The following is a 16,291-nucleotide window of genomic DNA, read 5'->3' on the forward strand; positions in this document are numbered from 1 at the left end:
CATCCCCACCCGACAACAAGGAGACCACCGCACCATGGCTGTTCCGCTAACCCGCCGCCGCTTTGGCGCGCTTGCCGCCGGCACGCTGGCAATGACACTGCCGGCCGCACATGTACTGGCGCAGGCCGCCCCCATCCGCCTCAAGTACGGTACCGCCTTTCCCGCCGACCATCCGGGCACGCTGCGGATCCAGCAGGCGGCGGTGGCGATCCGCCAGGACACCGGCGGCAAGGTCGACCTGCAGGTCTATCCCAACAGCCAGCTGGGCAGCGAGCCCGACATGATCGCGCAGGTGCGAACCGGTGCAATGGATTTCATGTCGACGGCCGGCACCAACCTGCAGACCCTGGTGCCGACCGCCGGCATCAACGGCGTGGCCTTTGCCTTCAAGGACTACGCCACGGTCTGGGCCGCGATGGACGGCGACGTCGGCGCCTATGTGCGTGCTGCCCTGGGCAAGGTGAATCTGCACGTCTTCGACAAATGCCTGGACAACGGTTATCGCAACATCACCTCGGCAAGCCGGCCGATCAACTCGCCGGCGGACCTGAAGGGCTTCAAGGTGCGCGTGCCGGGCATCCCGCTGTGGATTTCGATGTTCAAGGCACTCGGCGCGTCGCCCACGGCCATCCCGTTCGGCGAGCTCTATTCGGCGCTGCAGACCCGTGTCGTCGACGGACAGGAGAATCCGCTGGCGCTGATCCGCAGCGCCAAGCTCTATGAAGTGCAGAAGTTCTGCGCGCTCACCGGACACACCTGGGATGGTCACTTCATCTTCGGCAACGCGAAGAAATTTCGGGCGCTGCCGGCGGAAGTGCAGACCGCCATCACGACACACTTCACCGCGGCGGCGCTGAAGCAGCGCGAGGACATCGCGCGGCTGAATACCGATGCGCAAGCCGAGCTGAGCCGCCTCGGCATCGTCTTCAACCAGCCCGATCCCGCGCCGTTCCGTGCCTTGCTGCAAGGCGCCGGCTTCTATGCCGAATGGAAGAAGAAGTACGGCGACGAAGCGTGGTCCCGGCTGGAGAAATACGCGGGCCGTCTCGCATGACGGCTGGCACTAACGATAAAGAAGGAAAGGAGACATCGATGGAGCACACCGCTGAAGCCATTGCGCCGGCGCCATTGGCGCGGTCAACGCCGTCAGCCGCCGCGGCGTGCTGGCGCCGCCTGATGGCCTGCGTGGTGGAGGTGCCGGCTGCGCTGATCGTGCTGGCAGAGATCCTGTTGCTGGGCGGCGGCGCGTTCGCGCGCTACGCCCTGCACCAGCCGGTGCCCTGGACGGATGAACTGGCCAGCATCCTGTTCCTGTGGCTGGCAATGCTCGGCGCCATCATCGCGCTGGACCGCGGCTCGCACATGCAGCTGACCACCTTTATCAAGGCCCTGCCGCCGGCCAGGCGCGCCTGGGTGGATGCGCTCGGCATGTGGCTCGTGGTGGCATTCCTGTCGCTGTTGCTGCGGCCGGCGTGGGAGCATCTGACCGAGCACCTCGAGGTGTCGACGCCGACGCTGGAGATCAGTGAAGGCTACCGCGCCGCCGCGGTGCTGGCCGGCGTCGTGCTGATGCTGGTGGCGGCAATCTTGCGCCTGCTTGCGGCGCACTGGAAGCCGGTGGCGACGACCGGCCTGATGGTGGCATTGTGCGGCGGCCTGCTGTGGCTGCTGTCGCCCACCCTGATGACGCTGGGCAATATCAACCTGGTGATCTTCTTCCTGCTGATGCTGGTCGCATGCGTCGCAATCGGCGTACCGATCGCCTTCGCCTTCGGCCTGGCCACGCTGTGCTACCTGTCGCTGTCGACCGCCACGCCGCTGTCCATCATTCCGAACCGCATGCAGGAGGGCATGTCGCACCTGATCCTGCTGGCGGTGCCGCTCTTTGTCTTCCTGGGCGCGCTGATCGAGATGACCGGCCTGGCGCGCGCGATGATCCACTTCCTGGTCAGCCTGATCGGCCATCTACGCGGTGGCTTGCAGTATGTGCTGCTCGGCGCGATGTATATCGTCTCCGGGATCTCCGGCGCAAAGGCCGCCGACATGGCCGCCGTGGCGCCAAGCCTGTTTCCCGAAATGAAGCGGCGCGGTGCCAAGGACGGCGACCTGATCGGGCTGCTGTCGGCCTCGGGCGCGATGTCCGAAACCATCCCGCCCAGCATCGTGCTGATCACGGTTGGGTCGGTAACGGGGGTGTCGATCACCTCGCTGTTCATCGGTGGCCTGATGCCAGCGGCGGTGGGGTTGGTGATGATGTCCCTAGTGGTCTGGTTCCAGACCCGCAAGGAAGACATGAGCCGTGTACCGCGGCCGTCGCGCCCGGCGATCGTGAAGGCGCTGCTGGTTGCGCTGCCGGCGCTGGCGCTGCCCGTCATCATTCGCACGGCCGTGGTGGAGGGCGTGGCCACTGCCACCGAGGTATCCACCATCGGCATCTTCTATGCGGTGGTGGCAGGGGTCATGGTGTACCGCCAGTTCAACTGGCGCCGGATTTACCCGATGCTGTTGGACACGGCGACACTGTCGGGGGCGATCCTGCTGATCGTGGGCTGTGCCACCGCAATGGCCTGGGCGCTGACCCAGTCCGGCTTCGCGCAAGACCTGGTGGAAATTCTGTCGGCCGTTCCCGGCGGCAAGACCGGCTTCCTGCTGGTGTCGGCGCTGGCGTTCGTGATCCTGGGCAGCCTGCTCGAAGGCATCCCCGCCATCGTGCTGTTCGGGCCCTTGCTGTTCCCGATTGCGAAGCTGGTCGGCGTGCATGAGGTGCATTACGCCATGGTGGTGATCTTTGCGATGGGGCTGGGGTTGTTCGCGCCGCCGTTCGGCGTGGGGTTCTATGCTGCCTGTGCGATCGGGCGCGTGTCGCCGGACGTGGCGATGCCAAAGGTGTGGCCGCATATGGCGGCGCTGTTTGTGGCGCTGGTTTTGTTGACGTTGGTGCCTTGGTTTTCGATTGGGTTTTTGTAATTGCGCTTTACTTGGCTGGGCACTCAGGGGGCGGGCCTTAGCGCCCCGCAGGGGGCATCGGTGAGCGCGCCGCTGTAGCGGAGGAGCACATAGAATTCTTCCCTCCCGCTTGCGGGAGAGGGGCGGGGGAGAGGGCCGGCGCATCAACGAAGTCACCAACCTAACAGACATAGAAGATGTACCACTACACAGACAGCGGCCTCAAGAACGTATGGCTGGCCAATGGATATGAAATCCTAAGGACGCCCTACGGTAAAGGTGTGGCCATCAGAGATCTTGACGGCCTTTTCGTTGCCATCTGTATCGCTCTGGCGAAGAGGCCATCTCCGCTCACTGGTTCGGAATTCCGCTATGTCCGCAGCGTTGGCTTGATGGAATCGCAAGCTGGTTTGGCAAAACTGCTGGGAAGCAATGAAGAGCTCGTCACCCGTTGGGAAGCGAGCGGAAAGGTGCCAAGCTGGGCCGACAAACTGGTGCGTCTGATTTACCTGACGAGTGCAGAAGGCAATGTGTCGAATGCCACGGTCATTGAACGCATCAAGGTAACCAAGAGCGCAGAGAAGCAAAGGATCGTCCTGCGTAGAGCGAGGTCGAGCTGGGCAGCCAAGACGGAATCACAATGCGGTGACGCTGGCTTTGCGGCATAGGGAGGCGCGGTCTTACGCTTCGCGGTGCTCGGCGTGATAGGACCCTTCGCACGATTCACTTTGTTGATGCTCTGGCCCTCACCCCCGCCCCTCTCCCGCAAGCCGGGAGAGGGGGGAACAAGCGAGAGAAGGCGCGCTTAACCGCAATGCCAACCATTCGTGCCGGCAAGCGGTCTGTATCAAGAGGCCGGCAGATCGTCCTCCAGCACTCGCTCCAACTGCGCCCTCACCAATCCCAACAGGCAAAACGCCGCAAAGCCACCTTCCCACCATTCACTCTGCTGCTCCAGCAAGGCAAGTACCCCATCAATGCCTGCTGCCACCGCCAAGAGACTGTACCGCGCCGTAGATAGATCGATTTCCGACATAGGACCTCCAATCGTTGCATGAAGGTCCGCCGCGCGACGCTAGGGGAGGGCGGCGGGCCTGACGACGAGGGTGGAAACCGGTGTCACAACCATTGCCCGGTCAGCCTTGCGGCTGCCTCGTCCGGCCCGCCATGGATGGCTTGCACGTATAGGCGAGAACGGTCGTCATGGACGACCGTTCGGTTGAGACATCGAGTTTCCACACTCGGTCACCGTTGTTCGATGACAGCCCCAGTCTCTCGCGCCACGGCACGCGGCGCGATAAGACAGTTCGCATTCCGATACGGACGCCGCATGCTGCCCGAGCCTCGCCCGTCAGCAAATAGCCGAATGCCTAAGAGTGCATCCGAAGCGAAAGCTCGTCCCGTTGAAGGGAAAAACTCCGGGGTATTTGATCGAGATGAAGGTCGCGCTTCGAATCGGCATTTCTCCGTTGATTTCCGTTAGACGCAGGCGCACAAATAGCCGATTCCTATGCGCGAGATCGACATGGCACGTCTGAACAACAAGGCGGTTTGACGCATCGGTAAATGGATCCTGCACGCCTCTACCAACATCTCCTTTCCTCTACCCATCGCCTGTATGCCGTGGAGGGTGATGGCGCACTGGGCGAATTGGCCGTCGAAGCCTGGATCGGCCGCGAGGCCATCTCGGCGCTGTTCGAATGGCGCATCGTTACGGTCAGCGCCAATGCCGAGATCGCGCTGGACGGTTTGATGGGGCAGCGCGTCACGTTGCTGACCACGCTCGCCGGCGGTGGCCAGTCACGCCGCACCGGCTTGATCCGGCAGGCCGAGAAGCTTGGTGCCGACGGCAGCCTGGCGCGCTATCGCCTGACCGTGATCCCTTGGCTGTGGCTGACCACGCAGCAGCGCCACAGTCAGGTGTTTCTCGAAGCGTTTGCAGTCTTTGGCACGGCGATGGCCTTCTCGCTCGTGAGCACCAGTGTGTGGGCGGAGGGAACGAGAGGTGACGGACTCATACCTAAAGGGGTGCAACGATACGTCCTTCCAATGAAAGCCTGTGCGTTGGAATTTGTCGCCAAGGCGGGAGGAACTGCCCGAGTAACACCATCGGACGATTCGTGAGGTACCTTTAGACATGGAAGCTACTTTCCAAAAGAGAACGAGAAAGAGCTATCAATGCTTGTCAGTTGCCAGCCCGGGACGGCAAAAAATCTTTGTCCGGAACTGATGAGCCAACGCCGTGAGTCTGACCCGATGATGATCCGGGATACTCAGCAGCGTGACCTCACCAGCCTCAACCCGCGGTATTACTCCGATGCCGCCATCGCTACTGCAACTGCTGTAGCGACACCGCGGAGCCGTGACCTCCATTTTTGTCTAGGTGATGAAACGCGTACGATCGTGACGATGAATGGCGGGATCGTCGTTGGATTCGACCCGCGCGAGATCACAGAGACGCGCGGCAAGCCAATCTTGAAACGATCGGAGCGCGCGTTGCCCGACGTCCTAGCCATCATCCGATCGATGCGGTTCGTACCTGATCCGGCACCCAGACAAGACAGTCGGTAGGCCTTAATCCACAAGCGACACCAACGCCTCCCGCGCCTCCCGCCTCAGCTTCTCCAAATCCAGCCCCACCACCGCCCCATCCCGCACCACCTGCCGTCCCCGCACCAGCACATCACGCACAGGCGTCGGCTCCCCAGCCGCGACCGGCGCGGTACCGATGTCATGGAACCCATGGAACCGCAATCCGCTGACGTCATAAATCGCCAGGTCCGCCGATTGCCCCGGCGCAAGCGTGCCGATACCGGGCAGCCCCAGAACCCGCGCGCCACCGGCAGTGCCCCAATGAATTACCTCCTCCACACGCGTTTGTGCGGCGCCGCCGAGGGCGCGATGCACCAGCCAGGCGAAGTTGGCCTCATGCACCATGCTGCCCGATTCATTGGACGCGACCCCATCGACGCCCAGTGAAATCGGCACGCCCGCATCCGCCATCGCCCGCACCGGCGCGATACCGCTGCCGAGCCGCGCATTGCTGACAGGGCAGTGCGCCATGCCGGTGTTGGTCACGGCCAGCATGCGGATTTCTTCCGGGTTGACGGTGACGAGGTGCGCGAACCAGACGTCGGGTCCCAGCCAGTCGTGGTCGGCGACGAACTGGACCGGCGTGCACTGGTATTTCTCGCGGCAGAACCTGACGTAGTTGTCGGTCTCGGACAGGTGCGAATGCAGGCGCAGGTCCATGCCGCGGCCAAAGGCGGCGAGTTCGCGCAGCAGGGCGGGCGGCAGCGAGAAGGTCGGTGTGGTCGGGGCCACCACCACGCGGCGCAGGCCGTCGGCGGCGGGGTCGTGGTAGCGTGATTTCAGCCGTTCGATATCGGCCAGCATTTCGTCCAGCGTCTCGGGCACCAGCGCGGTGGCGCGCATGCCGGGATGATCGGAGGCGGATTGGATCGCGCCGCCGCGGCACAGCACCAGGCGCATGCCGAGTTCTTCGGCCACCTCGAACAGCACGTCGCCGGTCTCCGCGCCGTGGCCGTGGTGATACAGGTAGTGGTGGTCGGCGCAAGTGGTGGTGCCGGACAGCAGCAGTTCCGCCATGCCCAGCAGCACTGCGGTGCGGAAGATTTCGGGGGTGAAGCGCGCGAGGCGCGGGTAGGCGACGGCCGCCAGCCATTGTTCCAGCCCGACGTTCATGCCGCTGGGCACGGCCTTGAGCAGGTTCTGGAACAGGTGATGGTGGGTGTTGACCCAGCCCGGGTAGACCACGCAGCCGCTGGCGTCGAGCACGGCTTCGCCGTCGTGGTGAGGCAGGGTGGCGCCGATCTCGGCGATGCGGCCGTCGCGGATGCGGATGTCGGCGGCGCCGGCACGTGCGGCAGTGCCGGCGCGGCCGGTCATCACGGCGGCGGCGTTGCGGATCAGCAGGGCGCCGGCCGGCGCGTTGGTAGCGTTGGTGGCGTTGGTGGCGTTGGTGTTGTGCACCATGTTGTCAGACCCCTTGGACGTTGTCGGCACTGGCGGGCAGCTCGTCGGCTTCACGGGCTGGCAGGCCGTTGAGAATCAGGTTGAGGACCACGGAAACCACGCAGGCGATGATCACGCTGCTATGGACGAAGGGCTGCAGGAAGCCGGGCAGCTTCTCCAGCATGCCGGGCAGCATCACCGGCATCATTGCGCAGCCCAGCGTGATGGAGACGATGGAGAGGTTGTTGGGATTGCGCTCGTACTCCACCTCGCCCAGCGTCTTGATGCCGGCGGCGACGACCACGCCGAACATCACCATGGTGGCCCCGCCCAGCGCCGCGGCCGGAATCGATGCAAACAGCGCGCCGATCTTGGGCACCAGCGCCACCGCGCACAGCATCGCGCCGCAGGTGGCGACAACCCAGCGGCTGCGCACGCCGGTGACGATCACCAGCCCCACGTTCTCCATGAAGGCGATGTACGGGAACGCCGCGAACATGCCGCCGATGGCGCTGGCCAGGCCGTTGGCGCGCAGGCCGCGGGTGGCGTCGCGCTCGGTCAGCGGGCGCTTGACGATGTCGCCGACGGCAACGAACAGGCCCATCGACTCGACCATCTGCACCACCATCACGATCACCATGGTGGTGATGGCGCCGATGTTGAAGGTGGGCATGCCGAACGCGAACGGCGTCACCATGGTGAACCACGGCGCGCGCGCGACTTCATCGAAGCTGCCCATGCCCAGCATCCACGCTACCGCGCCGCCGGCCAGCAGGCCGATCACCACCGACAGGTTGCGCACCAGTTCGCCGCCGTGCCGGTTGATCAGCAGGATCAGTGCCACCACGCCGAAGGCGACCAGGAAAAAGATGGGCGCGCCGAAATCCGGCGCGCCCCTTCCGCCTCCAAACCAGTGAAACGAAACCGGGAACAGCGACAGGCCGACCGCGGTGATGGTGCAGCCGCTCACCACCGGCGGGAAGAAGCGCTTGAGCTTGCCGATCACCGGCGCCAGCAACATCGCGATCACGCCGGCGGCGATGATGGCGCCGCAAACGCCGTTGAAGCCGAGCGTGGGATCGGTGCCGATGGCGATGACCGGGCCCACGGAACTGAACGCCACGCCCTGCATCAGCGGCAGGCGCACGCCGAACTTCCAGAAGCCCACGGTCTGCAGCAGCGTGGCGATGCCGGAGGTGAACAGCGCGGTGCTGATCAGCATGGTGGTCTGCGCCGGCGTCATCTTGAGCGCGCCGGCGACGATCATCGGCACCGCGATGGCACCGAGGTAGCTGACCAGCATGTGCTGAAAGCCGAGCGACGCCATGGCGCGTGCCGGCAGGATCTGGTCGACGGGGTGAACCGCTGCTTGCATGATGTGGTCTCCTGCCGCGTACTGGGGAAAAGTGCGCCATGCCGGCGGCGGCTGGCCCGGTCTGTGGTTGCCGGGCTCGGTCCGTCACGGTGCCATGCGCGGCGCATGGCCCACGCATGCCTTGCACAGTAGTGATGCGCCGCATGCCGTCATAGCGTTATTGCGAAGGCCGTGGCACGGGGCCGCAAGCGGGCTTACAAAATGCGCGCCGGGGGATCAGGGGTTTCCCTTGGGTTGCGCGAGGGCGGGGGTGGCCATAGGATGGATGCGCTGGTTTGCTCCCTCTTCCGCGTGGCGGGAGAGGGAAAAAGACGTCGGACGTTCGGGCGTCGGTCGTCGTGATCCCGTTCCCTTCCTTATTCGATGCCATGTCACCCACCGCCGCATGGTCTGCCGCAGCCTGCCGCTCGCCGTTCAGCCACGGGGACCTCGATCGCATCCAGTCGCTGTCCGGCCGCGTGTTCGGTCCCACGCGCCTGCGCGCGGCGCAGGACGATGCGGCGCTCGATGCGCGCATCGATACCAGCACTATCGGCCGGCTCACGCTGGTGACCATCGCCTACAACCAGGCGGTGCAGATCGAGCCGCAGCCGAACAAGGACGAGTTCGTGATCCAGACCGTGCTGGCCGGCGGCTGCCGCGTGGAAACGCCGCGTGGCGCGATGCTGATGCCCCCCGGGGCGACCTTTGTGTTCTCGCCCACCGTGCCGACCACGCTGTCGCTGGACCCGGGCTGCGAGCGCTTCAGCGTGGTGATCCGCCGCCAGCTGATCGAAGAGGCGTTCCGCCACCAGTTCAGCTTCGAGCCGCCAGCGCCGATCGAATTCGACATGCAGCCAGTGGCGGACGATGGCCGTGCCGAGCGCTGGCAGGCGCTGGTGGGCTACCTGCGCGCGGAAACCCGGGTGCGGCGCGAAGGCGGCGGCATGCCGGCGGTCGATGCCAGCATCGAGCGCATCGTGCTGTCGACGCTGCTGCTCGACCGCTTTGCCGCCGACGGCAATATGCTGCCGCGCCGCTTCGAAGCGGTGCTGCCTGACTACGTGCGCCACGCCATTGCCTATCTGCGCGCCAACCTGGACCAGCCGCTGACGCTGGAGCAGATCGCCGCGCATTGCGGCGTGTCGGCGCGCACGCTGCAGCTGGGCTTTCGCAAGAGCAAGGACACCACGCCGATGGAGTACCTGCGGCTGCTGCGCCTGCATGGCGCGCGCGCCGACCTGCAGCGCGCACGGCCCGAGAAGGGCATGGTCGGCGCGATCGCGCTGCGGCACGGCTTTAGCCACCTGAGCCTGTTCTCGCGCGAGTACCGGCGCGAGTTCGGCGAGCTGCCGTCGCAGACCTTGCGCACGGCAGCGCTGCAGCGGGACTGACGCCAAGCCAGTCCCGCTGCCGCCAGGGCAGTCAGGCCGCGTGCGCCACCGGCAGGCACACCTTCAGCAGCGTCTGCAGCCGCAGCTTGTCGAGATGGCGGCCGATGAACACGAACTTGCTTTGCGCCGGTTCCGTACCCCACGCCTCGGCGGGGTGCAGGTCCATCAGCCGGTGCACCGCCTGCAGCACGTAGCGGCGCTCATCGCCCTCCACCGCGACGATACCCTTCATGCGGAACACATCGTCGCCCTGTGCGGCCAGCAGTGCCTTCAGGCCATGCTCGAGGCGCTGGCGGTCGAACGGCTGGTCGAACACCAGCGAAACCGAGGTCACCGACGGATCGTGGCGGTGGCCGTGGCTGTCGTCATCGTGCGCGTGGTCGCAGTGCTCGTCGCATACGTGGTCGTGCTGCGCGTCGTGCCGATCGTGCGCGTGGCCGGCGTGCCCGTGCGCATCGTGCGCATCGCGCGCATCGTGATCGTCGTGCGCCTGCGCCTGGATCGTGCCCGGCGTGAATCCGCCGATGCCCAGGATCTTGCCCAGGTCCACCTGCGCGAAGTTGGAACGCAGGATCTGCGCGCCCTCGTTCAGGCGGTGGATCCGGGCTTCCAGCCGGTCGAGCTGCGCGGCGTCGGCCAGGTCGGTCTTGTTGAGGATCACCCGGTCGGCGGCGACGATCTGGTCGACGGCCTGGTTGTCGAAGCCGGTCAGCTGGGGGTCGTCGAGATGGCTTTCGATATGCACCGCGTCGACCAGCGTCAGGATGCCGTCGAGCGTGACCTGCCTGGCGACTTCGTTATCCATGAAGAAGGTGGCGGCCACCGGGGTCGGGTCGGCCAGGCCGCTGGTCTCGACCAGGATATGGTCGAAGCGCTCGGGGCGCTCCAGCAGCTTCTGCAGGATGCGCACCAGGTCCGTGCGCACATCGACCACGCAGCAGATGCAGCCGTTGGTCATCTGGTAGATCTCCTCGTCCGAGGTCATCACGAGGTCGGAGTCGACGTCGACCTCGCCGAATTCGTTCTCGATCACGGCGATGCGGTGGCCGTGCTTCTGCGTCAGGATGTGGTTGAGCAGCGTCGTCTTGCCCGAGCCGAGGAAGCCGGTAAGGATGGTGACCGGGACGGGCGGCTGTTGTGCGACGGCAGGTGCGTTCATGTTGTCTCCTGATTAGGGTGCTGCGTTCCCCGCGAGCGCGAGGCGGAAAGTCTCTTCAAGCGGTGGCGACGCTGGGGCGCAGGCCTTGCCAGCGCGCCACCAGTCCGTCGTGCGGCACGTCGAACAAGTCCAGCACGCGCCCCACGGTGTGGTCGACGATGTCGTCCACCGATTGCGGATGCGCGTAGAAGGCCGGCACCGGCGGCAGCACGATGGCGCCCATCTCGGTCACCGTGGTCATGTTGCGCAGGTGCACCAGATGGAAGGGGGTCTCGCGCGCCAGCAGCACCAGCCGGCGGCGCTCCTTGAGCATCACGTCGGCGGCGCGGGTGACGAGGTTGTCGGCCAGCCCGGTGGCGATGGCCGCCAGCGTGCGCATGGAGCAGGGCGCCACCACCATGCCGTCGCAGCGGAACGAGCCGCTGGCGATGGTGGCGCCGATATCGCGCACGTTGTGCGCCACGTCGGCCATGGCCTCGATCTGCGGGCGCTGCAGGCCCAGCTCATGATGCGCGGTCAGCAGGCCGGACGGCGAGCAGACCAGGTGGGTCTCCCAGCCGTCCAGCGCCGCCAGCGCCTGCAGCATGCGCACGCCGTACACCGCGCCGCTGGCGCCGGTGATGGCGACCACCAGGCGTTGCTTGCGGCTCATGCGCGCCCGCCTTCCCGCGCCGCCTTCTCCGCCAGCGCCTGCAGCACCTGCTCGGGCTTGATCGGATAATGGCGGAAGCGCACGCCGATGGCATCGAACACCGCGTTGGCAATCGCCGGCCCGATCGCGACGATCGGGTCCTCGCCGACGCCCTTGGCGCCGAACGGGCCGCCGGGATCCGGCGCGGCTTCTAGGATCACGGTGCGGATCTCGGGCATATCCATCGCCAGCGGCATCTTGTAGTCGACGAAGTTGGCGTTGAGCGAGCGGCCGGTGCGCATGTCGATCTGGTAGTCCTCGTAAAGCGTGTGGCCGATGCCCTGCTGGATGCCGCCTTCGATCTGGCCCGCGGCCGCGACCGGGTGGATGACCTTGCCGACGTCGTGCACCGGCACTACCTGGCGCACGGTGATGAATCCGGTCTCGGTATCGACCGCGACTTCGACAAAATGCGCGGCGAACGAATACGACTTGGTCGGGTGGTAGGTGGCAGTGCCCACCAGCTGCGCGGCGGGAATGCCCTTGCGCGGCATCACCGCCTCGCGCACCGTCAGCGTGGGGCCGTCGCGGTCGCGCACGGCGATGATGCCGTCGGCCAGCGTCAGGGCCTCGGGCTCGCACTCCATCAGCTTCGCGGCGCGCTCGAACAGTTGCCGCTTGATTTCGCCGGCCGCCATCTGCGCGGCCTTGCCGACCATGTAGGTGGTGTGGCTGGCAAAGGCGCCGATGTCCCAGGGCACCACGTCGGTGTCGCCGTGCACGACCGATACCGCCTCGAACGGCAACGTCAGTTCCTCGGCAACGATCTGCGCAAGCGCGGTATGCGCACCGGTACCAAGCCCGGCCGCGCCGGTCAGCAGCACCACGGTGCCGTCCTCGTTCATCTTGATGATCGCGTTGCCCTGCTCCTTGATGCCGGGATAGGCGCTGCTGCCGTGCATCTCGCAACCGAGGCCCCAGCCGGTGCGGACCGGGCCGGTGGTGTCGCGCGGGCGGCGGCGCAGCGCGGGCCAGTCGAGCAGTGCCATGCCTTGCTCGATGCAGGCCTCCAGGCCGTGCCCGATCAGCGGATGGTTCGACGGCGCGATATCGCCTTCGCGCACGGCATTCCTGAGCTTGAGTTCGGCGGGATCCATGCCCAGGTGCGCGGCGGCCTCGTCCATCTGCACGTCGAGCGCATAGTAGGTCTGCACCACCCCGTAGCCGCGAAAGGCGCCGGCGATGGGGCTGTTGGTGTAGACGCAGCGGCCTTCGAGCAGCACGTTGTTGCAGCGGTACAGCGATACCAGCGCGGCGGTGCCGACATTGGTCACGCCCGGGCCGTGCGAGCCGTAGGCGCCGGAATTGAACACCACCCTGGCCTGGCGCGCGGTGATGGTGCCGTCGTTGCGAAAGCCCTGCTTCAGCCAGATTTTTGCCGGATGGCGCGTGCGGCCGCCAAGGAAAGTCTCCTCGCGCGTGTATTCCATGCGCACCGGCCGGCGCGTCTCGCGCGCCAGCAGCGCGCACAGGAATTCATGCTGGAACAGGTCCTGCTTGGCGCCGAAGCCGCCGCCCATGTGGTCGACCAGCACGCGCACCTTGTGCAGCGGCAGCCCCAGCACCTTGGCCATGATGCCGCGCACCATGAAGGCGGTCTGGGTCGAGATCCACACCGTCAGGTTGCCGTTGCCGTCCCAGCTGCAGGTGAGCACGTTGGGCTCCATGTAGGCGGGGGTGGGGCGGCCGCCCTCGTAGACGCCTTCGAGGATGAAGTCGGCCTCGGCAAAGCCGGCTTCCACGTCGCCGCGCCTGACGATCACCGGCGGCAGCACCAGGTTGCCGCCGGGCTCGCGCTCATGGATGCGCGGTGCGTCGGAGCGCTCCGCGTCTTCGGTGGTGAAGACCGCGGGCAGCGTGTCGTACTCGACCTCGATCAGCTCGAGCGCGCGCTCGGCGATCTCTTCGCTGACCGCCGCCACCGCGGCTACGCCCTCGCCCCAGTAGCGCACCTTGTCGTCCAGGATGTACTGGTCGCAGGTCACCGACGCCGAGCGCGGATGCGGCGAGCCGGCATGCAGCACGCGCGGCACGTTCTCGTGCGTCAGCACGGCCTTGACCCCGGGCAACGCCAGCGCGCGCGAGGTGTCGATGCGGCGGATGCGGGCGTGGGCGACATTGCTGCGCTTGATCTTGCCGTACAGCAGGCCGGGGAAGGGCATGTCGGCAACGTATCTGGCGTTGCCGGTGACCTTGTCGAGCAGGTCGGTGCGCTTGACGCTGTGTCCGATCACGGCGTGGGTCATCATGCCTCCTCGCTGGCGCGGGTACGGTGTACGCACCCGGCGGGGTCCATGGCCGCGGCGGTCTGCTCGATGGCCTCGATGATCTTGGTGTAGCCGGTGCAGCGGCAGATATTGCCGGCAATGGCAAAGCGGATCTCGTCGCGCGTGGGATGCGGGTTCTCGTCCAGCAGCGCCTTGGCCATCACCACGAAGCCCGGCGTGCAGAAGCCGCACTGCGCGGCGCCGCAGCGCATGAACTGCTCCTGCAGCGGATGCACGGTGTCGGGCGCGGGCTGCACGCCTTCGATGGTGGTGATGTGGCAGCCGTGCGCCTCGGGCGCCAGCACCAGGCAGCTGTTCATCGGCCGGCCGTCGATGATGACGGTGCACGAGCCGCATTCGCCCACGTCGCAGCCCTTCTTGGTGCCGGTCAGGCCGGCGTCGTGGCGCAGGGCGTCGAGCAGCGTGCTGTGCGGTGCCACCGCCAGTTCGCGCGGCTCGCCGTTGATGACGAGTTCGATCATTTTTCGCATGATGCTCCGCGCAGGGCGGCCTCCAGGGCTTGTTCGAGGGCGCGGCGGGTCAGCACGCTGACCATCTGCCGCCGGTAGGCTTCGCTGGCGCGCACGTCGCTGATCGGACGGGCTTCATCCATGGCGGCGTGCGCGGCTTGCAGGATCAGGGCGTCGGTCACGCGCTGGCCGCGCAGCACGTGCTCGGCGCGCAGCGCGCGCACGGGCGTGGGGCCGACCGCCGCCAGCACGATCGCCGCATCGGCGCAGTGGCCGCCCTCCACCGTCAGCGATACCGCCACGCCGACCGTGGCCAGCTCCATCTGCACGCGGCGGCCATGCTTCAGGTAGACCTTGCCGGTGTTGGCGCGAGGCGCCGGCACGGTGATGCGGGTGACGATCTCGTCCGGCGCGATGGCGGTCTTGCCGACGCCGGTGACAAAGTCCTCGACGCGCAGCTCGCGCGAGCCGGACATGCCGTACAGGTGCACCGAGGCGCCGTCGGCGACCAGCGGCGCGATCGAATCCGCCGACGGCGACGCGCGGCAGACATTGCCGACCACGGTGGCGCGATGGCGCACCTGGATCGAGGCGAAATCCGTCACCGCCTTTGCCAGGCCGGCGTAATGGCGCTGCACGAAGCCGGAAGTCTCGACCGCGCGCGTGGTCACCAGCGCACCGATGCGCAGGCCGTTGACCGGATCGAAGGTCAGTACGTCCATGCCCGGGATTCTCTTGATGTTGATGACTTGCTCGGGCTTGCGCACGGACTCCTTGATCTGCACCAGCAGATCGGTGCCGCCGGCCAGCACGCTGGCCTTGCCGCCGCACCGGTGCAGCATGGCCGAGGCTTCGGCCAGCGTCGCCGGTTCGAAATACTCAAACGCTCTCATTGCTCCTCCTGGTCTGTGCCATCGGCGGCGGCTGCCGGTCCTGCCGGGGTCATGCGGGGCGCGCGCCGTCGAATCCATCATGGGCGGCCGGTCTTCATCGGTAAAGACCCGGAAACGGATTAATTGATCGTGTTACCCTCTGAATCAGACGCGCCAGCCGGACCCAGGCCACAGCAAGCGCGCACCCCGAACCTCCGGAGGTAGACAACGTGCCCAACCTCAGCAACATGAACGTGTCGCTGCGCCAGCTGCGCGCGTTCATCGCCGTGGCGCAGGAGCGCCACTTCACCCGCGCGGCAGAAAAGCTGGACCTGTCGCAGTCGTCGGTCAGCGCGCTGATCCACGAGCTGGAGGCCAACCTCGGCCTGAAGCTGTTCGACCGGCACACGCGCCAGCTGCATATCACGCAGGCGGGCGCGGAACTGCTGCCCCTGGTGAAGAAGGCCGTGGCCGATATCGACAGCGTGATCGAGAACTCCAGCGAGCTGCGCACGCTGGGACGCGGGCGCGTGTCGATCGCGGCATCGTCGATCCAGGCGGCGCTGATGCTGCCGCGCGTGATCCGCGAGTTCTGCGTCAGCCATCCGGGCGTGAAGGTGGAGCTGCACGATGTGTCCGAGCATGAAGTGACCAGGATGGTCAGTTCGGGCGAGGTCGACTTCGGCATCGGCACCATTCCCGCGGGCCAGCCCGACCTGAGCGCGCACCGGCTGCTGGACGACGCCTTCGTGATCGTGATGCCCGCGCACCATCCGCTGCGCCGGCGCAAGACGCTGCGCTGGGAGGATGTGGCCGGGCTGCCGGTGATCGGGCCGCACAAGGGCAACCCGATCCGCGACTGCCTCGATACCGCGCTGGCCGCGCGCGGCATCACGCTGCAGCGGGTGCACGAGGTGTTCCTGCCGCTGACCATGGTCGGCATGGTCGACGCCGGGCTGGGCATCGCCGTGATGAGCGCGGCAGTCACGCGTCTTACCGGCGCGCTGGGGCTGGCCACGGTGATGCCGACCGATCCGGTGATCCACCGCGAGATCTCGCTGCTGGGGCACGCGGACCGGTCGCTGTCGCCGCCGGCGCAGGCCTTCCGCGACCTGCTGATGCGCTACCGGGCCAGGCTGGCCGAGGCCAGCTGACTGCCGGCC

13 protein-coding genes and 1 pseudogene are annotated in these 16,291 nt (G+C 66.5%); 6 read left to right on the forward strand and 8 right to left on the reverse strand.

What is annotated here, in order from left to right:
- Positions 1 to 34: 34 nt before the first annotated feature.
- The 3 genes from AC3FMM_RS23000 (at position 35) to AC3FMM_RS23010 (ending at position 3,614) form a co-directional block, all read left to right on the forward strand.
- The gene (locus tag AC3FMM_RS23000) at positions 35 to 1,054 is read left to right on the forward strand and encodes a TRAP transporter substrate-binding protein (protein ID WP_326347787.1); all 1,020 of its coding nucleotides are present in this window, start codon (positions 35 to 37) and stop codon (positions 1,052 to 1,054) included.
- Between the two features lie 38 nt (positions 1,055 to 1,092).
- Positions 1,093 to 2,967, forward strand: a complete 1,875-nt coding sequence (locus tag AC3FMM_RS23005; protein WP_488687533.1) for a TRAP transporter large permease — start codon at positions 1,093 to 1,095, stop codon at positions 2,965 to 2,967.
- Positions 2,968 to 3,143: 176 nt separating this feature from the next.
- Entirely contained in the window at positions 3,144 to 3,614 is a 471-nt protein-coding gene (locus AC3FMM_RS23010; RefSeq protein WP_116313171.1) for a helix-turn-helix domain-containing protein, read from the forward strand.
- A 179-nt stretch (positions 3,615 to 3,793) separates the two neighbouring features.
- Here AC3FMM_RS23010 and AC3FMM_RS23015 read toward each other — a convergent pair whose 3' ends face one another.
- Positions 3,794 to 3,982, reverse strand: a complete 189-nt coding sequence (locus tag AC3FMM_RS23015) for a hypothetical protein (RefSeq protein ID WP_488687534.1) — start codon at positions 3,980 to 3,982, stop codon at positions 3,794 to 3,796.
- A gap of 530 nt (positions 3,983 to 4,512) precedes the next feature.
- On the opposite strand from AC3FMM_RS23015, the pseudogene AC3FMM_RS23020 reads away from it, so the two are divergent.
- A pseudogene (locus AC3FMM_RS23020) lies at positions 4,513 to 4,872 on the forward strand (contractile injection system protein, VgrG/Pvc8 family); the annotation flags it as partial.
- 648 nt (positions 4,873 to 5,520) lie between these two features.
- Here AC3FMM_RS23020 and AC3FMM_RS23025 read toward each other — a convergent pair.
- Both AC3FMM_RS23025 and AC3FMM_RS23030 read right to left on the reverse strand, forming a co-directional pair.
- Positions 5,521 to 6,942 (reverse strand): amidohydrolase family protein, encoded by a 1,422-nt coding sequence (locus AC3FMM_RS23025; RefSeq protein WP_488687535.1) that lies wholly within the window; start codon positions 6,940 to 6,942, stop codon positions 5,521 to 5,523.
- 4 nt (positions 6,943 to 6,946) lie between these two features.
- Complete coding sequence (locus AC3FMM_RS23030; RefSeq protein WP_116313169.1) at positions 6,947 to 8,296, reverse strand: nucleobase:cation symporter-2 family protein; 1,350 nt, start codon at positions 8,294 to 8,296, stop codon at positions 6,947 to 6,949.
- A gap of 368 nt (positions 8,297 to 8,664) precedes the next feature.
- Between AC3FMM_RS23030 and AC3FMM_RS23035 the strand changes: the two genes are divergently transcribed.
- Positions 8,665 to 9,669, forward strand: coding sequence for an AraC family transcriptional regulator (locus AC3FMM_RS23035; RefSeq protein ID WP_488687536.1), 1,005 nt, complete (start codon positions 8,665 to 8,667; stop codon positions 9,667 to 9,669).
- Between the two features lie 31 nt (positions 9,670 to 9,700).
- Here the strand turns inward: AC3FMM_RS23035 and AC3FMM_RS23040 are convergent, their stop codons facing one another.
- Genes AC3FMM_RS23040 through AC3FMM_RS23060 form a run of 5 tightly spaced genes read right to left on the reverse strand, consistent with a single transcriptional unit; the run spans position 9,701 to position 15,149 of the window.
- The gene (locus AC3FMM_RS23040; RefSeq protein WP_116313168.1) at positions 9,701 to 10,828 is read right to left on the reverse strand and encodes a CobW family GTP-binding protein; all 1,128 of its coding nucleotides are present in this window, start codon (positions 10,826 to 10,828) and stop codon (positions 9,701 to 9,703) included.
- A gap of 55 nt (positions 10,829 to 10,883) precedes the next feature.
- Positions 10,884 to 11,480, reverse strand: coding sequence for a UbiX family flavin prenyltransferase (locus tag AC3FMM_RS23045; RefSeq protein ID WP_116313167.1), 597 nt, complete (start codon positions 11,478 to 11,480; stop codon positions 10,884 to 10,886).
- A complete protein-coding gene (locus AC3FMM_RS23050) occupies positions 11,477 to 13,765 on the reverse strand; it encodes a xanthine dehydrogenase family protein molybdopterin-binding subunit (protein WP_488687552.1) in 2,289 nt (762 codons plus the stop codon). Before AC3FMM_RS23050 ends, AC3FMM_RS23045 begins: the two co-directional genes overlap by 4 nt.
- A complete protein-coding gene (locus tag AC3FMM_RS23055) occupies positions 13,765 to 14,277 on the reverse strand; it encodes a (2Fe-2S)-binding protein (RefSeq protein ID WP_115681271.1) in 513 nt (170 codons plus the stop codon). Before AC3FMM_RS23055 ends, AC3FMM_RS23050 begins: the two co-directional genes overlap by 1 nt.
- Positions 14,265 to 15,149, reverse strand: a complete 885-nt coding sequence (locus tag AC3FMM_RS23060; protein WP_116313165.1) for an FAD binding domain-containing protein — start codon at positions 15,147 to 15,149, stop codon at positions 14,265 to 14,267. The genes AC3FMM_RS23055 and AC3FMM_RS23060 overlap by 13 nt, the downstream gene beginning before the upstream one ends.
- Before the next feature lie 209 nt (positions 15,150 to 15,358).
- Between AC3FMM_RS23060 and AC3FMM_RS23065 the strand changes: the two genes are divergently transcribed.
- A complete protein-coding gene (locus AC3FMM_RS23065) occupies positions 15,359 to 16,282 on the forward strand; it encodes a LysR family transcriptional regulator (RefSeq protein WP_473704257.1) in 924 nt (307 codons plus the stop codon).
- The last annotated feature ends 9 nt before the right edge of the window (positions 16,283 to 16,291 follow it).

This window comes from Cupriavidus sp. 207A1, assembly GCF_057798955.1.

Excerpts from the sequence above, each read along its gene's own strand:
- AC3FMM_RS23000 (WP_326347787.1), top strand. The coding sequence starts at position 35 with ATGGCTGTTCCGCTAACCCGCCGCCGCTTTGGCGCGCTTGCCGCCGGC.
- AC3FMM_RS23005 (WP_488687533.1), top strand. The coding sequence starts at position 1,093 with ATGGAGCACACCGCTGAAGCCATTGCGCCGGCGCCATTGGCGCGGTCA.
- AC3FMM_RS23010 (WP_116313171.1), top strand. The coding sequence starts at position 3,144 with ATGTACCACTACACAGACAGCGGCCTCAAGAACGTATGGCTGGCCAAT.
- AC3FMM_RS23015 (WP_488687534.1), bottom strand. The coding sequence starts at position 3,982 with ATGTCGGAAATCGATCTATCTACGGCGCGGTACAGTCTCTTGGCGGTG.
- AC3FMM_RS23025 (WP_488687535.1), bottom strand. The coding sequence starts at position 6,942 with ATGGTGCACAACACCAACGCCACCAACGCCACCAACGCTACCAACGCG.
- AC3FMM_RS23030 (WP_116313169.1), bottom strand. The coding sequence starts at position 8,296 with ATGCAAGCAGCGGTTCACCCCGTCGACCAGATCCTGCCGGCACGCGCC.
- AC3FMM_RS23035 (WP_488687536.1), top strand. The coding sequence starts at position 8,665 with ATGTCACCCACCGCCGCATGGTCTGCCGCAGCCTGCCGCTCGCCGTTC.
- AC3FMM_RS23040 (WP_116313168.1), bottom strand. The coding sequence starts at position 10,828 with ATGAACGCACCTGCCGTCGCACAACAGCCGCCCGTCCCGGTCACCATC.
- AC3FMM_RS23045 (WP_116313167.1), bottom strand. The coding sequence starts at position 11,480 with ATGAGCCGCAAGCAACGCCTGGTGGTCGCCATCACCGGCGCCAGCGGC.
- AC3FMM_RS23050 (WP_488687552.1), bottom strand. The coding sequence starts at position 13,765 with ATGACCCACGCCGTGATCGGACACAGCGTCAAGCGCACCGACCTGCTC.
- AC3FMM_RS23055 (WP_115681271.1), bottom strand. The coding sequence starts at position 14,277 with ATGCGAAAAATGATCGAACTCGTCATCAACGGCGAGCCGCGCGAACTG.
- AC3FMM_RS23060 (WP_116313165.1), bottom strand. The coding sequence starts at position 15,149 with ATGAGAGCGTTTGAGTATTTCGAACCGGCGACGCTGGCCGAAGCCTCG.